Below are 17,123 nucleotides of genomic sequence, written 5' to 3'. Positions count from 1 at the left end.
CGATCGAACGCGCCAGCCGTGCAGTAAGAGATTTTTCGATCTCGGCGGTGATACTGCCGATGCATCTCGCTGTGACCACGATGCAGATCGATCTTCACACTCTCTACTTCCTGCTCGTCGGCACGCTGCTCACCGGGGCGGCGATGATGCTGTGGGAGCGGATGGCGCAGCCGTTCCGCGCGACGGAACTCGGGCTCTGGGCCTCCGGCTCCGTGATCTTCGCGGCCGGCGCCATCATGGCGATGAACCGCTCCAGCCTGCCCGGCATCACTGGGCTCGCGGCGGCCAACATCCTGTTCGTGTCGGGCTACCTGGCCTGGCTGCACGGCGTGCGCCGGCTCACCGGACCCGTCGGCGGCGTGCGCTGGTACGCGGCCCTGCTCCTCGGCCTCGCCCTGCTCTGGGCCGTGGCGGGGGTGCATTTCCCGGCGGCCTTCTGGAACCATGTGGCGGCGCTGCCCATCGCGGCGATCTGCGGCCTGACGGCCCTCGTCACCTATCGCTGCCGGGTCCTGCGGCGTCTGCGCTCCCGGCCCCTCGCCGTGGCGATACCCGCCGGGCATGCCGTGTTCTACTGCGCCCGCGCCTTCGTCGTGCCGCCGCTCGCCGCCGCCTACGGCCCCGAGATCCTCTCGGCGGTCGCCAAGATCACCATGTACGAGGCGGTGCTGTACTCCATCGCGGTGCCGATGACCTTCGTGTCCCTGGTCCGCGAGGAGGCGCAGGACCGCCTGCGCGCCGCCGCGCGGACGGATTACCTCACCGGCCTCTCGAACCGGCACGGCTTCTTCGAGCAGGGCGAGTTCATGTTGGCCGCGCGCGGCGGAGACGCCCCGGTCTCGCTGCTCGCCTTCGACCTCGACCACTTCAAGGCGATCAACGACCGCCACGGCCACGCGGCCGGCGACGCGGTGATCCGCCACTTCGCCATTGTGGTGCGCGACCTCGTCCGCGATGTGGAGGCGCCCGATCCCATCGTCGCCCGGCTCGGCGGCGAGGAATTCGCCGCGCTCCTGCCCGGTCGCGGCCTCGCGGAGGCGCGCACGATCGGCGAGGCGGTGGCCGCGCGCTTCGCGGAAGCCTCCACCGAGGGCATCCGCGCGACGGTCAGCATCGGCCTCGCGGAGGCGCGGCAGGGCCGGAGCGATCTCGGCCAGCTCCTCGCCAGCGCCGACAGGGCGCTCTACCGGGCCAAGGCGCTGGGGCGGAACCGCGTCGAGGTGGCGGGTCCGGCGGCGGCCTGAGCGGTCAGGCGGTGCCGTAGATCCGCGCCGCCCGCCCCTCGAAGGCGTCGGTGAACTTGCGGAAGGCGCGGTCGAACATCGAACCCATCAGCAGGCCGAGCGCCCGGCTCTTGAACTCGTAGGTGATGAAGAAGTCGATGTCGCAGGCGCCGCCCTCGGCGTCCTTGAACAGCCAGCGGTTCTCCAGGTGCCGGAACGGGCCGTCGATGTACTCGGCCACGATCCGGTGCCCCCCGGGATCGAGGGTGACGCGGGTGGTGAACCGCTCGCGGATCGCCTTGTAGCCGACGCCCATCTCCGCGATCAGCACCTCGGTGCCCTCCGGCCTGTCCTGGCGCCGGATGACGCGCAGCGACTCGCAGAGCGGCAGGAATTCGGGGTAGCGTTCGACGTCGGCGACGAGGTCGTACATCTGCTGGGCAGTGTGCCGCACCCGGCGCGTGACCCGGAAGGATGGCATTCCGAACGGACTTTCCTCAGGCGGACAGCGCGGGCGACAGCTTGGCGAGCCGCGCCGCCTGAAGCCGCGCGAAATCCTCGCCGGCATGGTGGGACGAGCGCGTCAGCGGCGTCGCCGACACCAGCAGGAAACCCTTGGCATAGGCCGTGGTTTCGTAAGCCTTGAACTCGTCCGGCGGGACAAAACGCATCACCGCGTGGTGCTTCTTCGACGGCTGCAGATACTGGCCGATGGTGAGGAAATCGACCTCGGCCGAGCGCAGGTCGTCCATCAGCTGGAGCACCTCGTTCCGCTCCTCCCCGAGGCCGACCATGATGCCGGACTTGGTGAAGATCGTCGGGTCCAGCTCCTTAACCCGCTGCAACAGGCGCACCGAGTGGAAGTAGCGGGCGCCGGGGCGCACCGTCAGATACTTCGAAGGCACCGTTTCCAGGTTGTGGTTGAACACGTCGGGCCGGGCCGCGACGACCGTTTCCAGGGCGCCGTCCTTGCGCAGGAAATCGGGGGTCAGGATCTCGACGGTGGTGCCGGGGCTCGCCCGGCGGATCGCCGCGATGGTGCGGGCGAAATGCTCGGCGCCGCCATCCTTCAGGTCGTCGCGGTCGACGGAGGTGATGACGACGTGGTGCAGGCCGAGCTTGGCGACGGAATCGCCGATCTTCTCCGGCTCGGCGGCGTCCAGCCCCTCCGGCAGGCCGGTGCGCACGTTGCAGAAGGCGCAGGCCCGCGTGCAGGTGTCGCCCATGATCATGAAGGTGGCGTGCCGCTTCTCCCAGCACTCGCCGATGTTCGGGCAGCCCGCCTCCTCGCAGACGGTGACGAGGCCGTGCTCGCGGACGATCCTCTGCGTCTCGCCCCAGGCCTTGGAGCCCGGCGCCTTCACGCGGATCCAGTCCGGCTTCTTCAGCGCCACCTGCTGGTCGGGCCGGTGGGCCTTCTCCGGGTGGCGCGGCGGCCGCGGGTCATTCTTGAGGATGTCGAGGACGACGGCCATAGGAAACCGGATCGCGCCCAGGGCGCGCATTCAGAGAGGATGCCGCTGATCTAGGCCCTTCGCGCCTCTGCCGCAAACGGGCGCGACCACGGATCGCGACGGGATCCCGCGCCTGTCTCAGGAATCGTCGGGCGACCGGCTCACCGTCAGACCGGCGCGCCGGTCGCCGCCAGCCGGCGGATCGGCAGGTTCGGAAGATCATCGGCCTACAGCCACTGATATTATAAAATAACGATGCAATTTCTGGATGATTGACCGCGCGTCCCGCTGATGAATGATGATAGTCGGGCCGGTCGGATGACAGTCGAGACGATGGACAGTGTTGAAGATGTTGCGGCCAGGTCCATCGCCGCCGGAGAGTTCGAGGCGGCGGAAGCAGCTTTGGAAGCCGCGCTCGCCGACGCGCCCGATGCCCTGCCCCTGCGTTCGAAACTCGCCGAGTGCCTGTCGAAGCAATTGCGCTTCGGCGAGGCGATCCGGCACTGGCGTCACATCCTCGAAACGCCGTCCGCCCCCATCGGCGATCAGGTGTCGGCCGGCTACGGTCTCGCGATCTGCGCCGCACAGAGCGGCGAGCCGGATTTGATCCGCCCCTACCTCGATCGTTTGGACCTCCGGGACAGGACCCATCCGAGCGACTGGTGCTGGCGGCCGCGGATTCTGGAGGCGGCGGGCTTCATCGACGAAGCCGTGTCGGAATTGTGGGCGCTGCTGGCCGAGCGGCCCGGCGAACCGTTCATCTCGCTGATCCTCGGCGCGGCGATGCTCAAACGCGGCGACCCGGAGGGCCACCGCTACCTCATGGCCATGTCGAGCCGGGCTTTCTACCGCTCCTATCTGGCCCCCACGCCCCTGTTGGAGCGGCTGTGGGAGGGCGAGCCGCTCGAAGGCCGGTCCATCGCCATTTTCCCCCATGGCGGTTTCGGAGACTTCTTCCAGTTCATCCGCTACGTGCCGCAACTCCGGCGGCTCGGCGCCACCCGCATCGTCGCGGTCGTCAACCCGCGCTGCCATGGGCTGATCCTGAGCGCGGGCGTCGATGCCGTCGTCGGCCTGGACGAGGGCGAGGCGATCCGCAGCCAAAGCGATGTCTGGGTCGGGACCTACGGACTCGCCCGGGTCGGCGGGGAATGTCCCGGAGCGTATCTCCGGGCGCCGCCGAGCGAGCGGGTCGAAGCGATGCTGCACGGGATCAGGGCGCGGGCTGCGGGCCGCCCCTGCATCGGCCTCTACTGGCACAGCGACATGCATCACGGCGAGTCCAAGAGCATCCCGCTCTCAGCCCTCGCCCCCCTTTTCGCCCGCAGCGACGTCCACTGGGTCATTCTCCAGCGCGGCTTCGGATTGCGTCGCATGCTCAAGGCGGGACTCGGCCACGATGCCACCGTGATGGGGGAGGAACTGCCCTTCGATGAGACCGGCACGCTGATCGCCGGGCTCGACGGTGTCGCCACGATCTGCGCATGGCCCTTTCACCTCTCCGGCGCCCTCGGCAAACGGACATGGCTGCTGGCGGGCCGGGTGATGGATGGGCGGCACATGAACCGGGAGCGGGACTCGGTACTCTATCCCGAATGCGCGTCCCTCGTGCGTCAGCCGACGCTGGGCGATTGGCCCGGCGCCGTCGCTTTGCTGATGACGGAACTGGACGGCCTCAGCCGTGGGCGGGGGGGCGCTGCGCCTCCCGTACCAGCGCCATGTTGAGGCTGGGGTCGTTGTACATCTTGAACTGGCGGTAGGTGCGGAACCTCGCCCTTCCCTGGCGGCACTCGCCGAGCAGGGCATCGAGGCAACCGGACAGGTCCGTCCGCTGCAGGCGCAGCCGGGCGAGTTTGCCCGCGCAGCTCTCCCGGTGGGCGGCGTCGACATCGGTTCGCGCGACCTGCGCCGCCATGTGGAAGATCTTCAGGCTGGCGATCGAGAGACGGTCGATGATCGAGCCCGGCGTCTCGCTGTTGAGCCGCACCCCCGCGGCATCGGGCGCCGTCATCAGCGCCTCAAGCACCTCGTCCATGCGCTCGACCGCATCGTTCCGTGCCTGATTGAACCGGTCGATCGCCCGCTTGTTGGCGGCGATCTCCGCGTCGCTCACGTGAACCCGGCGGGCGAGATCCTCCTCGGCCCAGAGCCGCATGTTGTTCCGGTGATTGTCCGACAGGGCCAGCCAGAGCGGCGTGGTCTCGCCCGGTGCCACGAGGGCGCCCTCCGTGAAGAAGGCCCGAGTCCCCTCGGCGTGGAAGGCGGTGACGGCGTCTCCGGTGATGGGCAATGGAACGCGTCCGCTCATGCGTTTCGCATCCCCGCCGTGGACAGGGTGAAGAGGCTGTCGCGGGCCGCCTCGAATGCGATCTCCGGCAGGTTCGTGGTGCGTACCGACCGGGGCGAGGCGCGCCGGAGGTCGGCGGGCTGGTGGGTGTCCTCCGGCCCGGACGGGCGGACGATTTGCGGGTTCGAGCTATGTGTCGACACATAGGACATGACCCGATCGCCGCCCGTCTGATCAGTTCTTCTGCAATTCAGACGTCTATATGAGTTTCAAATTTGAGCTTCCACTAAGTTGAGATTGCATTTTATGAAGAAAAACCATTCAGAATTGCATAACCGCACCGTCAGATCGCGAGCATCCGCACGAACAGGCCGGCGAGGATCGCGCCGATGGCCGGACCCGCCACCGGGATCAGGGCGTAGCCCCAATCGGACGGCCCCTTGCCGGCGATGGGGAGCACTGCGTGGGCGATCCTCGGGCCGAGGTCGCGGGCGGGGTTGATGGCGTAGCCCGTGGTTCCACCAAGCGACAGGCCGATGCCCCAGACCAGCATCGCCACGAGGTAGGGCGCGACGCCGCGCGGGAAGGCGCCGGCAGTACCGGAGGTGCTCGCCACCAGGGCGGCGATGGTGAAGACGAGGAAGAAGGTGCCCACGATTTCCGAGATCATGTTGGCCGGCGCGCTGCGGATGGCCGGGCCGGTGCAGAACACGGCGAGCTTCAGGTCCTTGTCCGGCGTCTCCGCCCAATGCGGCAGGTAGTGCAGCCACACCACCACCGCGCCGAGGAAAGCCCCGAGGAACTGCGCCGGCAGGTAGACCGCGAGCTTCGCGTAATCGCCCGTGCTGATCGCCCCGCCGAGGGTCACCGCCGGGTTGATATGCGCATCGGCGCTGCCGGTGGCATTCGCCACGAACACCCCGGCGAGCACGGCGAAGGCCCAGCCGGCGGTGATGCCGATCCAGCCCATCGCCTCACCCTTGGAGCGCTTCAGCAGCGCCCCCGCCACCACACCGTCGCCGAGCACGATGAGCGTCATCGTGCCCAGCATTTCGCCCAGGAACGGCGATGCCATGACGTATTCTCCCCGTAGTTGCAGTCTTGTTCTGGTTCGGCGGCCGATCAGTCTTCGTCGGCCTTCCAGTCGAACGAGCGCTCCACCGCGCGGCTCCACATGGCTGCGATGGTCTCGCGGCGGGCGGCGTCCATCTGCGGCGTCCAGCGCTTGTCGACGCCCCAGTTGCGCTTGAGGTCGTCGAGCCCCTTCCAGTAGCCCACCGCGAGGCCGGCGACGTAGGCGGCGCCCAGCGCCGTCGTTTCCGAGACCTTCGGCCGGACCACCGGCACGTCGAGGATGTCGGCCTGGAACTGCATCAGCGTCCCGTTGGCGACCATGCCCCCATCGGCCCGCAGCTCCTTCACCGGGATGCCGGAATCCTTGGCCATGGCGGCCAGCACTTCGCGGGTCTGGAAGGCGGTCGCCTCCAGCACCGAGCGGGCGATGTGGCCCCGATTGGCGTAGCGGGTGAGGCCGATGATCAGCCCGCGCGCGCCCTCGTTCCAGTGCGGCGCGTAAAGACCCGAGAAGGCCGGCACGAAATAGACGCCGCCATTGTCCTCGACGGTGGCGGCCAGGGTTTCGACCTCGGCCGAATCCTTGATCATGTGCAGGTTGTCGCGCAGCCACTGCACCAGGGCGCCGGTGATGGCGATGGAGCCTTCGAGCGCGTAGACCGGCTTCTGCCCGTCGAGGCGGTAGCCCAGCGTGGTGACGAGACCAGCCTTGGAGGGCACCGCCTCCTCGCCCGTGTTCATCAGCGCGAAGCAGCCGGTGCCGTAGGTGTTCTTGGCCTCGCCGGGGGTGAAGCAGGTCTGCCCGAACAGGGCCGCCTGCTGGTCGCCGAGGATGCCGGCGATGGGCACGCCCGCGAAATCGCCCTTCGCCTCGCCGTAGACCTCGCTGGAGGAGACGATCCTCGGCAGCATCGCCCGGGGAATGCCGAATTCCTTCAGCATCCCCTCGTCCCAGTCGAGGGTCTTGAGGGACATCAGCTGCGTGCGGCTGGCATTGGTCACGTCGGTGGCGTGAAGGCCGCCCTCCGGGCCGCCGGTCAGGTTCCAGAGCAGCCACGTGTCGACGTTGCCGAACAGCACGTCGCCGGCCTCCGCCTTCTCGCGGGCGCCGTCCACGTGGTCGAGGAGCCAGCGCAGCTTCAGGCCGGAGAAGTAGCTCGCCAGCGGCAGGCCGGTGAGGTCGCGAAACCGGTCGCGCCCGCCCTGATGGGCGAATTCCGAGACGAGCCGATCGTTTCGTGTGTCCTGCCAGACGAGCGCGTTGTGCAGGGGTTGACCGGTATTGCGGTCCCAGATGACCGTCGTCTCGCGCTGATTGGTGATGCCGATCGCCGCGAGGTCCTTCGGCGTGAGGTTGCCCTTGGCCAGGGCCTCCCGCATCACCTTCTGCGTCTTCGCCCAGATCTCGGCGGCGTCATGCTCGACATGGCCCGGCGCCGGATAGATCTGCGCGTGTTCCTCCTGCGCGACCGTGATCACCGTGCCTTCACGGTCGAAGACCATGAAGCGGGTGCTGGTCGTGCCCTGGTCGATGGCCCCGACGTAACGGCTCATCGTTTCCTCCTTGGTCGGTCCCCTCCGGTCTGAGGCCGGTTCGGGGTCGTGGGATGTGGTGCAGTCAGGCCGCCACGGCGTGGCGGTCAAGATAGGTGGAAAGCCGTGCGGCGCTCTCGGGGCTCGTGCGCAGGCCGAGCTTCGAGCGGCGCCACAGGATGTCCTCGGCGCTCACCGCCCATTCGTGGTCGCGCAGGTAATCGACTTCCGCCGCCGTGAGGCCACCGTCGAATTCCTCGCCGAGATCGGCCATCGTGGTCGCGTTGCCGAGCAGGATCTCCACCTTCGTGCCGTAGGCGCGGGCGAGGCGCCGGGCCAGCTCGTCCGGCAGGAAGGAATGGCGCCGCTTCAGGTCCGCGAGGAAGGTGTCGAAATCGGCATCCGGCATGTCGCCGCCGGGAAGGACGCCCTCCCCCGTCCAGGCCGGCTTCAGGCCGGGGAAATACGGCGCCAGCTTCTCCAGCGCGTGCTCCGCGAGGCGGCGATAGGTCGTGATCTTGCCGCCGAACACCGAGAGCACCGGCAGGCGCCCGCCCGCATCCTCGACATCGAGCACGTAGTCCCGCGTGACGGCCGACGCGTTCTCCGCCGCGTCGTCGTAGAGGGGGCGCACGCCGGAATAGCTCCACACCACGTCCGACGGGCCGATCGCCGTCTTGAACGAGCGGTTGATGCAGGAGCAGAGGTAGTCCGTCTCCTCCCCCGAGATCGAGACCGGGCCGGGCTCGCCGTCATAGGGCACGTCGGTGGTGCCGATGAGCGTGAAGTCGCGCTCGTAGGGGATCGCGAAGATGATGCGCTTGTCGGGCTGCTGCAGGATGTAGGCCTGATCGCCCTCGAACAGCTTGCGCACCACGATGTGGCTGCCCTTGATGAGCCGCACGGCGGCGCGGGAGTTGATGCCCAGCGTACCACCCAAGGTCTTGCTCACCCAGGGGCCGGCGGCGTTCACCACCGCCTTCGCGCGCACGGTGCGGTCTGTCCCGCTGCGCTCGTCGTGCAGCCGCGCCACCCAGAGGTCGCCCTCGCGCCGCGCCGAGGCGACGCCGGTGCGGGTGAGAATCGTGGCGCCGCGCGTCTGCGCGTCCATGGCGTTCAGCACGACGAGGCGGCTGTCCTCGACCCAGCAATCCGAATAGAGGAAGCCCTTGGTCAGCCGGTCCTGGAGGGGGCGCCCGACGGGGGAGCGGTGCAGATCCACCGATTCCGAACCGGGCAGCGTTCGCAGCCGCGCCAGGTGATCGTAGAGGAACAGGCCCATCCGCAGCAGCCAGGCGGGGCGCAGGCCCTTGTCGTGCGGCAGCACGAAGCGCAGCGGCCAGATGACGTGGGGCGCGAGGCGCAGCAGGCGCTCCCGCTCGGCCAGGGCCTCGCGGACGAGGCGGAACTCGTAATATTCGAGGTAGCGCAGGCCGCCGTGGATCAGCTTCGTCGAGGACGATGAGGTGGACCCGGCCAGATCCCCCCGCTCCGCGAGCAGGACCGACAGGCCGCGACCGGCCGCATCCCGGGCGATGCCGGTGCCGTTGATCCCACCGCCGACGACGAGGAGATCGTAGACGTCGGGCTCTCCGCGTGCGGGCGAGGCGGTCGCCATGGGTTCCTCCGCGTGTTCGTTGCCGGCGATCCTAATCCCGATTCGTATTTTCGCAAGCGAAAATTGAATGTTCGCTATGGCTCATCGGCGACGGCCAGGGTCACGCCCTCCCGCTCCATCAGGGCGGCGATGCCGGGCGGCGGCGGCCTGTCGGTGAAGAACGTGTCGATCTGCGAGAGGTGGCCCGCCTGCACCATCGGGCGGCGGGTGAACTTGGTGTGGTCGGCCACGAGGAAGGTGCGCTTGGCATGGGCCAGGATCGCCTGCGTGGCCCGGACCTCCTCGTAATCGTAATCGAGCAGCGCCCCGTCCGCGTCGATGCCGCTGATGCCGATCACGGCGACGTCCACCCGGAACTGTCCCAGCGTGTCGCTTGTGAGCTGCCCCAGCACGGCGCCGTCGCGGTTGCGCACGGTTCCCCCGGCCACGACGATGCGGAACGCGGTGGCGTCGGCGAGCGACAGCGCCACGTGCAGGTTGTTGGTGATGACGCTGAGGTCGTCGTGGCGGGTCAGCTCGCGGGCGACCGCCTCCGGCGTGGTGCCGATATTGACGAAGACCGAGCAGTGCGACGGGATCCGGCTCGCGGCGAGGCGGCCGATGCGCGTCTTCTCCGCGAGCAGCGTCACCCGCCGGTCGGCGTAGTCGATGTTCTCGACGCTGGAAGGCAGGCCGCCGCCGCCCCGGTAGCGTTCCAGGCGGCCTTCGGCGCTGAGTTCGTTGAGATCGCGGCGGATCGTCTGGACGGTGACGCCGAACTGACCGGCCAGGGCCTCGATGGTCATGAAGCCGCGCTGGCGCACGGCGGTGACGATGGCTTCGCGCCGCGCCTCGACGCCGCCCTCGCCCCGGTGCTCCACCGGCTGCGCCATCCGTTCCTCCCGCCCCGCTCGTTTTCGCTTCGCAACATACCGTTGTCGCGGGGGCGCGCAAACGAGCGGATCGGGGCCGTCCTCGAAAAAAAAGGCCCGCCGGAGGGGCGGGCCTGATCGGCTTACATGCCGTGACGCATCATCTTGCGGTGATGCATCTTGCGGTGGTGCATGCGCTTGTGCATCCGATGACGCTTCATCATCGGGCGGCCTTCCGCCATCGGGGCACCCGCCATCGGCGCACCCGTCATCGGAGCATCGCCCATGCGGCGCTCCATGCCGCCGCGGGGGCCGCCAGCCTGCGAGCCGGAATTGTTGTAGGGCGAGCCGCCCTGGGCAAAGGCCGAGCCGGCGATCAGCGTGAGCGCCGCAGCGCCGAGCAGAATGCTCCTCATGGGTGTAGTCCTTCCATTTGCGAACGGTCGCCACGGTCGTGAACGGCGTTGTCGCGTCCCGCCTAAACCGCCAGGAAGGACATGGTTCCGCAGTTAAGACATTTTCGGCGGGCAATTGCCGATTGCATAACCTCGGCTAGCTATGAGCCGTTTCGGGAGGCTGGCGTGGCGGGCGATTCGACGGCCTATCTGATCCTCGACGTCGCCGGCACGGCCTGTGCCCTGCCGCGCGAGGCGGTCGCGGAGGTGTTGCCCCTGCCCGATCTGCAGGCCGCGCCGGCCTCCGGCGGCTGGCTGCTCGGCCTCGCGAATCTCGGGGGGCGCCCCGTCCCGGTGCTCGACCTCGCCGCCCTGCTCGGCCTGCGGGAGAACGCCACCGCAGGACTCTATGCCCATCTCGTGCTGGCGAGGGACCGCTCGCTCGCGTGGCTCGTGGACCGGGTGGCCGATCTCAAGACCGTGTCGCCGGAGGCCCATCGCCCGGCGGATCCGGAGACCAGCCTGAACGGCTGCGTCGTATCCGGGCTCGCGCTCGAGAACCGCCTCGTGCCCGCCCTCGACCCCGAGCGTCTGCTCACGCAGGCCGAGCGCGCGCGCGTCGAGGGGCTGGCCCGTGCCGCCGCCGCGCGCCTGTCCGCCCTGCCCGATCCCGCGACGGTCTGATCCCCGATGCGCCGGCCGGGCACGCCCCGACCCGATCCCGCCGCCGAGCCCGCCTATGCCGGGCTCAAGGCGCGGATCATCGCGCGCACCGGCCACGCCTATTACAGCGACAAGGACGATCTGCTGCTGGAGCGCCTGTACCGCCGGATGCGGGCCACGGGTGCGCCCAACCTCGAAGGCTATGGCGCGCTGCTCGGCGAGCCGAGCCAAGGCGAGGCGGAATGGGCGCGGCTCGAAGCCGAGATCACCATCGGGGAGACGTTCTTCTTCCGCTACGGCGAGCAATTCGCCGCCCTGCGCAACACGATCCTGCCCGATCTCGTCGCCTCCCGCCGGTCGGAGAAGCGGCTGCGGATCTGGAGCGCGGGCTGCTCCACGGGGGCGGAGCCCTATTCCCTGGCGATCCTCGTGCGCGAGATCCTGGGAGAGGCCCTGCCCGAGTGGCGGGTGACGATCCTCGGCACCGACATCAGCGCGGAGGCCATCGCCACGGCGCGGGCGGCGGAATACGGCCGCTGGGCCCTGCGGACGATGCCGCCGGAGGAGCGCCTGCGCTACTTCACCCACCTGCCGCCGGAGCCGGGCGTGCGCCGCGAGGGCGGCTTCGCCCTGCGGCCCGAGTTCCGGGCGATGGTCCGCTTCGCGCAAGGCAACCTCCTCAAGGTCGCCGAGCCTCCCGGCGGCGGCGAGGAGGGCTACGACCTCATCCTGTGCCGCAACGTGCTCATCTATTTCGACGCTGCCACCGTCACCCGCGTGGTCCACGGCCTCGGGCGTCGCCTGCGGCCGGAGGGCTGGCTGCTGCTGGGCCATGCCGAGCCGAACCCGACCTTCTCGGCCTTCCTCGATCCCGTCAGCCTGCCGGGCACCGTCGCCTTCCGGCCCGGCGGGAGTTCTTCCGTCGAGCCGGTGCCGTTCACGGCGTCGCCCCAGCCTCATCCCGAGACGCCCGACGGAAACGTCATCGCCGGCCCCGTCATTGCGAGCACAGCGAAGCAATCCAGGGAAGCACCCCATCCTGAGGCGGCCCGCTCCCCTCGATTGCTTCGCGAGGCTCGGCATGACGACGGAGTTTCCGAAGCTCTCCGGCCGGACTCCCGGGACGAGGCCGAGGAGAAGCCAGATGACGCCGCCCCCCTCGACCGCGTGCGGATGCTGGCCGATGCCGGCGAGACCGGGGCGGCGTGGCGGGTCCTGCGAGAGGCCCTCGACGCGAACCCCACCCATGCGGGCCTGCGCTTCTACGAGGGGCTCGTCGCCGCGAGCCTCGGGCGGGAGGCGGAAGCCGAGCGGGCCCTGCGGGCGGCGCTCTACCTCGACCGCCATTTCGTGATGGCCCATTACCATCTCGGCCTGCTGCTCCTCGGCCTCGGCCGCAGGGTCGAGGCGGTCAGGGCCCTCGACAATGCCTTCGCCCTCAGCCAATCCCTTCCCCCCGACACGATGCTGCCGGAAGGCGACGGGGCGCTGGCGAGCGATGTCGCGGCCGGCGTCTCCGCCGCGCTGGGCCGGAGCTTTGGAACGATGCGGGGGCGGGCCTGACCATGCGCGACGCGACGGAGCGCGACTCCACCCGCATCCGGGACATCAAGGCCGCGCGTACCCTCGCCCTGGCCCGCCGCGCGGAGGGCGCCGCCGCGCCGGAGCGGGCGACCTTCCCGTATCTCGTCTGCGCCTGCGGCGACGACCGGATCGGCCTGCCCCTCGCCAGCGTGGCGCAGGTCCTGCCCGGCCGCCCCTGCACCCCCGTGCCGGGGACGGCCCCCGCCCTGTCGGGCTACGTCGCCCTCTCGGGGCGGATCGTGCCGGTGATCGGCCTCGCCCGCGCGCTGGGGTGGCCCGACGCGTCGGACGGCACCCGCGACCACCTCGTGGTCCTGCGCCGGGAGCCGCCCGTGGCCCTCAGCGTCGGGCGGGCGCTCGCCATCGTGCGCGCCGTGCAGGACGGCGCCCAGCCCGAGGGCGAGGACGGCCCCCATGGAAACGGCTCCGCGTCCGCCTATGTCCCGGCCGCCGAGGGCAGCCCGGACTTCACCATCATCGACCCGGCGCAGGTGCTGCGACGGGTGATCGCCTGACCCTCTGACCCTCCGGAGCCCGGCCCTGACCATCTCGATCGGACGACGCATCCTCCTCGGCTTCTTCGCCGTCACCGCCGTGCTGGTGGCGCTGGGCCTCTATGCCATCGGGCAGGTCGGCGCCGTGCGCGAGACGACGGACCGCATCGTCGCGCGCGATCTGCTGATCATGCGCCAGCTCGACGAGCTCGGGAACCAGACCCGCGACCTCGGCGTGCTCCGGCGGGACGCGGTGATCGCCTCGCTCCTGAAGGCGCAGGGGCGGCAGGCCCGCGAGGCGGATATCCTCGCCCAATGGCGCAAGAACAGCGCGGCTTCCGACACGCTGTTCGGCGCGTTGTCGCGCGAGGCCTTGGAGTTCCGGACAGCCGCCATCTCGTCCGACCGGGCGGCCACGTTCGAGAAGCTGCAAGCCTCCCTGGCCCTGGCGAACGACACGTTCCGCCGCTACCGCGACAGCGGCGAGCGGCAGATCCAGGCGGCGGTCGACGGCAACATCCAGGCGGTCGAGGACGGCAACGACGAACTCGGCCGGCAATACGCGGCGACCACGGCGGCGGTGGAGCGCGCCCGCGCCTCCCTCGACGAGAGCGTCACGGTCGGCCAGCGGGTGGCGACGGAGATCTACGAGCGCTCGCGCCTGTCGATCACCCTCACGCTGCTGGCGGCGGTGCTGCTCGCCTTCCTCGTGACCTACCTCGTCACCCGCGCCGTGGTGCGGCCGCTGAACACCGTGATGGCGTTCGTGGGCAAGGTCGGCGACGGCGATCTCACCGGGCGCCTACGCCTCGGCGGGCAGGACGAGATCGCCCGCCTCGGGCGCACCCTCGACGGCATGGTCGAGAGCCTGTCGGACCTCGCCCGCACGAACCGGGCGGCGACCGCCGACCTCAACGCGGCGGCGGCCGAGATCCGCGCCTCGGCGCAGCAGCAGGCGGCCTCCGTCGAGGAGCAGTTCGCCGCCGTGCAGGAGACCGCCGCAACGGTGGATGAGATCACCCATTCCGGGGCGCAGATCTCCAAGCGCGCCAGCGAGGTCATCGCCACCGCGCAGGCGACCGCCAAGACCTCGCGGCAGGGCCTGCGCGCGGTGTCGGACACCGCCCAGGCCATGGACGCGATCCGCGAGCAGGCCGAGGCGGTGGCCGGCAACATCGTCGGCGTCTCGGAGAAGACCCAGGCGATCGGCGAGATCATCGAGAGCGTCAACGACATCTCGGAGCGCACGCACCTGCTGGCGCTGAACGCGGCCATCGAGGCGGCGGCGGCGGGCGAGAGCGGGCGCAGCTTCGCGGTGGTGGCCTCGGAGATGAAGCTGCTCGCCGATCAGGCGAAGGCGGCCACGGGCCAGGTGCGGGCGATCCTCGGGGAGATCCAGCGCGGCATCAACACCTCGGTGATGCTGACGGAGGAGGCGGTGAAGCGCTCGGCGGTGGGCAAGACGCGCTCGGACACGACGCAGCGGACCATCGAGGAGATCACGGCGCGGTTCGAGGAGAACGTGCAGACGTTCCAGCAGATCGTGGCCTCGACGAACCAGCAGCAGCTCGGGATCGAGCAGGTGATGGGGGCGCTGCAGAACATCCGTCAGGCGAGCCAGCAGACGGCGGCGGGGACGCGGCAGGTCGAGACCGCCTCGGCCAACATGACCGAGCTCGCGCAAGCGCTGATGGCGCTCGCGGAGCGGTACCGCACCTGAAGGCGCGACCCATGGCGACGGATATCCGCCAGCTGCTCCTCGCGGCCTTCGACGTCGAGCACCGGGAGCACATCACGGCGATCCGGGCGGCGCTCCGCGCCGACGCGCCCGACTGGAACGACGTGTTCCGCCGGGCGCACAGCCTGAAGGGCGCCTCCCGCGCCGTCGACCTGCCCCCGGTGGAGGCGGTCTCGCACCGGCTGGAGACGCTGTTCGAGCGGGTCCGCACCGGCGGCATGGCGCTGGACCGCGAGGCCGCCTCGGCGGTGGAACTCGCCCTCGACCGGATCGAGGCCTACGTCGCGGGCCTCGACGGCGGCACCGGCCCGGACATGCCGGGTGACGGGCTCGACGCGCTGGGCCGGCTCCTCGGCCTGACCCCGAGCGCGGCCCCGCCCCCCGCCGCGCCGGCGTCGCCGCCTCCCCCGCCTGCGCCCACGCCCCAGCCCGCTCCTGCCCCCGCCCCGAAGAAGCCCGCGCCGGAGCGTCCGGCCGAGCCGCAGGAGCCCGCCGCCGCCTTCCTGCGGGTGCCGGCGGAGACGGTGGCCGCGCTCCTGCGGGCCAGCGCCGACCTTTCCACGACCCTCTCCGCCAAGGCCTCGGTGGCCGAGGGGATGGGCCGGATCGCCGCCGCCCTGCGCGACCTTCAGGCCAAGGCCGACGCCCTCGACCAGGCTGGGCCGGGGCAGCGGGCGGTGGCCGCCGGCCTCGCGACCCTGGCGCGGGAGGCCGCCGAGCACGCGCGGCGGCAATCGGCCTCCCTCGGCGCCGTCGAGGGCGCGGCGGCGCGGGTGCGCGCCGAGACGGAACGCCTCGCCCTGGTTCCGGCCGAGACGGTGCTCGGCCCACTCGCCCGCACGATCCGCGACACGGCACGCGAGCAGGGCCGCGAGGTCGATCTCGCCGTCACCGGCCTCGACATCCCGGTGGAGCGCGCGACCCTTCAGGCGCTGAAGGATCCCCTGCTCCACGCGCTGCGCAACGCCCTGAGCCATGCGTGGCAGCCGCCGGAGATTCGTCGCTCGGCGGGCAAGCCGGACACGCTCGGCCTCGTGCTGGAAGTCGCCCTGCGCGGCGGGCGGCTGCGGGTGGCGGTCCACGACGACGGGCCGGGGCCGGACCTCGGCCGGATCGAGGCGGTGGCGCGGGAACGCGGGCTCCTCGCCCCCGAATCCACCCCCGACGCGGAGACGCTGCTGCGCCTCGTCTTCGAGCCGGGCTTCTCCACGGCGGACGCCATCGACACCCTGTCGGGCCGGGGCTACGGCCTCTCCGTCGCCGCCGACGCCGCGCGCTCGCTCCAGGGCAGCGCCCGGCTGGAGCCGCGCTCCCCCGCCGGCACGAGCCTCGTCTTCAGCCTGCCCCTGTCGGCGGCGCGGCGCAGCCTGCTCCTCGTGGAGGCCGGCGGGCATACCTGCGCCCTGCCCTCGGCGGCGGTGGAGCGGCTGGTGCGCCTGCCCCGCGCCGACCTGCCCCTCTCCATGGGCCGCACCGTCCTGCCCGCCGAAGGCGACGGCGAGGCCCTGCCCATCGCCGACCTCGCCGCGATGCTCGGCGCCGCGCCCGATCCCGACGCCGCCCGGCTGACCGCCATCGTCCTGCGCTCGGAGCACGGACGGGCGGCGATCGCGGTCGACCGCCTGAGCGACGTGCGCTCCCTCCTCGTCCTGCCCGCGCCCGAGGTCGGGGGCGATTCCGGGCTGATCGGCGGCACCGCGATCCTGCCGGGCGACCGGCCGGTCCTCGTCCTCGACCCGGACGGCCTCGCCGCGCGTGCGGGAGCGGCCGGAACCCAGGGGCAGGCGCCACGTTCGGACCCGCACACCACGCCGAAACCCGGCGGGCGTGCCACCGGGCGCACGACGATCCTCGTCGTGGACGATTCGATCACCACCCGCACCTTGGAGAAGGGCATCTTGGAGGCGGCAGGCTACCGTGTCGTCGTCTGCGTGGACGGACAGGACGCCCTCGACCGGCTGCGCGCCGAGGTCGAGCCGGTGGACCTCGTGCTCGCCGACGTGGAGATGCCCCGCCTCGACGGGTTCGGCCTGCTCAAGGCCCTGCGCGCCGACGAGCGCTTCGCCCGCCTGCCGACGGTGCTGATGACCTCGCGCGGCGACGCCGAGGACGTGGCGCGCGGCCTCGACCTCGGGGCCGACGCCTACCTGACCAAGCAGAGCTTCGACCAGCGCAAGCTCCTCGACACGATCGGACAATTGCTGTGACC

16 protein-coding genes are annotated in these 17,123 nt (G+C 70.7%); 7 read left to right on the top strand and 9 right to left on the bottom strand.

Annotated elements, in window-relative coordinates; all coding sequences use genetic code 11:
• The first annotated feature begins 59 nt into the window (after positions 1 to 59).
• On the top strand, positions 60 to 1,244 hold the full coding sequence (locus ACS5Q7_RS00930; RefSeq protein WP_478337555.1) for a GGDEF domain-containing protein: 1,185 nt from the start codon (positions 60 to 62) through the stop codon (positions 1,242 to 1,244).
• Between the two features lie 4 nt (positions 1,245 to 1,248).
• On the opposite strand, the gene ACS5Q7_RS00925 is transcribed toward ACS5Q7_RS00930, so the two are convergent.
• Together ACS5Q7_RS00925 and lipA are read right to left on the bottom strand one after the other, a co-directional pair.
• Positions 1,249 to 1,704, bottom strand: a complete 456-nt coding sequence (locus tag ACS5Q7_RS00925) for a type II toxin-antitoxin system RatA family toxin (RefSeq protein ID WP_478337554.1) — start codon at positions 1,702 to 1,704, stop codon at positions 1,249 to 1,251.
• 16 nt (positions 1,705 to 1,720) lie between these two features.
• Positions 1,721 to 2,698, bottom strand: a complete 978-nt coding sequence (gene lipA / locus ACS5Q7_RS00920) for a lipoyl synthase (RefSeq protein ID WP_478337553.1) — start codon at positions 2,696 to 2,698, stop codon at positions 1,721 to 1,723.
• Between the two features lie 312 nt (positions 2,699 to 3,010).
• Here lipA and ACS5Q7_RS00915 point away from each other — a divergent pair, with 312 nt between their 5' ends.
• Positions 3,011 to 4,402, top strand: a complete 1,392-nt coding sequence (locus ACS5Q7_RS00915) for a tetratricopeptide repeat protein (RefSeq protein ID WP_478337552.1) — start codon at positions 3,011 to 3,013, stop codon at positions 4,400 to 4,402.
• Here the strand turns inward: ACS5Q7_RS00915 and ACS5Q7_RS00910 are convergent.
• The 7 genes from ACS5Q7_RS00910 to ACS5Q7_RS00880 all read right to left on the bottom strand — a co-directional run bounded on the left by ACS5Q7_RS00910 (position 4,353) and on the right by ACS5Q7_RS00880 (position 10,456).
• The gene (locus ACS5Q7_RS00910) at positions 4,353 to 4,985 is read right to left on the bottom strand and encodes a DUF4254 domain-containing protein (RefSeq protein ID WP_478337551.1); all 633 of its coding nucleotides are present in this window, start codon (positions 4,983 to 4,985) and stop codon (positions 4,353 to 4,355) included. The two genes, ACS5Q7_RS00915 and ACS5Q7_RS00910, sit on opposite strands and share 50 nt — an antisense overlap.
• Entirely contained in the window at positions 4,982 to 5,176 is a 195-nt protein-coding gene (locus tag ACS5Q7_RS00905; protein WP_478337550.1) for a hypothetical protein, read from the bottom strand. The genes ACS5Q7_RS00910 and ACS5Q7_RS00905 overlap by 4 nt, the downstream gene beginning before the upstream one ends.
• A 131-nt stretch (positions 5,177 to 5,307) precedes the next feature.
• Positions 5,308 to 6,039: an MIP/aquaporin family protein gene (locus ACS5Q7_RS00900; RefSeq protein ID WP_478337549.1), complete on the bottom strand. Its 732-nt coding sequence runs from the start codon at positions 6,037 to 6,039 to the stop codon at positions 5,308 to 5,310.
• A 47-nt stretch (positions 6,040 to 6,086) separates the two neighbouring features.
• The gene (glpK, locus tag ACS5Q7_RS00895; RefSeq protein ID WP_478337548.1) at positions 6,087 to 7,592 is read right to left on the bottom strand and encodes a glycerol kinase GlpK; all 1,506 of its coding nucleotides are present in this window, start codon (positions 7,590 to 7,592) and stop codon (positions 6,087 to 6,089) included.
• Between the two features lie 64 nt (positions 7,593 to 7,656).
• Positions 7,657 to 9,189, bottom strand: a complete 1,533-nt coding sequence (gene glpD / locus ACS5Q7_RS00890; RefSeq protein ID WP_478337547.1) for a glycerol-3-phosphate dehydrogenase — start codon at positions 9,187 to 9,189, stop codon at positions 7,657 to 7,659.
• A gap of 74 nt (positions 9,190 to 9,263) precedes the next feature.
• The gene (locus tag ACS5Q7_RS00885) at positions 9,264 to 10,061 is read right to left on the bottom strand and encodes a DeoR/GlpR family DNA-binding transcription regulator (protein WP_478337546.1); all 798 of its coding nucleotides are present in this window, start codon (positions 10,059 to 10,061) and stop codon (positions 9,264 to 9,266) included.
• 122 nt (positions 10,062 to 10,183) lie between these two features.
• Positions 10,184 to 10,456 (bottom strand): hypothetical protein, encoded by a 273-nt coding sequence (locus tag ACS5Q7_RS00880; protein ID WP_478337545.1) that lies wholly within the window; start codon positions 10,454 to 10,456, stop codon positions 10,184 to 10,186.
• Positions 10,457 to 10,621: 165 nt separating this feature from the next.
• On the opposite strand from ACS5Q7_RS00880, the gene ACS5Q7_RS00875 reads away from it, so the two are divergent.
• Genes ACS5Q7_RS00875 through ACS5Q7_RS00855 form a run of 5 tightly spaced genes read left to right on the top strand, consistent with a single transcriptional unit; the run spans position 10,622 to position 17,121 of the window.
• Complete coding sequence (locus ACS5Q7_RS00875) at positions 10,622 to 11,119, top strand: chemotaxis protein CheW (protein WP_478337544.1); 498 nt, start codon at positions 10,622 to 10,624, stop codon at positions 11,117 to 11,119.
• A gap of 6 nt (positions 11,120 to 11,125) precedes the next feature.
• On the top strand, positions 11,126 to 12,661 hold the full coding sequence (locus tag ACS5Q7_RS00870; RefSeq protein ID WP_478337543.1) for a CheR family methyltransferase: 1,536 nt from the start codon (positions 11,126 to 11,128) through the stop codon (positions 12,659 to 12,661).
• 2 nt (positions 12,662 to 12,663) lie between these two features.
• Positions 12,664 to 13,197 (top strand): chemotaxis protein CheW, encoded by a 534-nt coding sequence (locus tag ACS5Q7_RS00865; RefSeq protein WP_478337542.1) that lies wholly within the window; start codon positions 12,664 to 12,666, stop codon positions 13,195 to 13,197.
• Positions 13,198 to 13,222: 25 nt separating this feature from the next.
• Positions 13,223 to 14,896, top strand: a complete 1,674-nt coding sequence (locus ACS5Q7_RS00860) for a methyl-accepting chemotaxis protein (protein WP_478338001.1) — start codon at positions 13,223 to 13,225, stop codon at positions 14,894 to 14,896.
• Between the two features lie 11 nt (positions 14,897 to 14,907).
• Positions 14,908 to 17,121, top strand: a complete 2,214-nt coding sequence (locus ACS5Q7_RS00855) for a hybrid sensor histidine kinase/response regulator (protein ID WP_478337541.1) — start codon at positions 14,908 to 14,910, stop codon at positions 17,119 to 17,121.
• Positions 17,122 to 17,123 lie beyond the last annotated feature (2 nt).

The sequence above is a fragment of the Methylobacterium sp. Gmos3 genome, from assembly GCF_056430985.1.
This window is presented reverse-complemented; position numbering and strand designations above follow the sequence as displayed.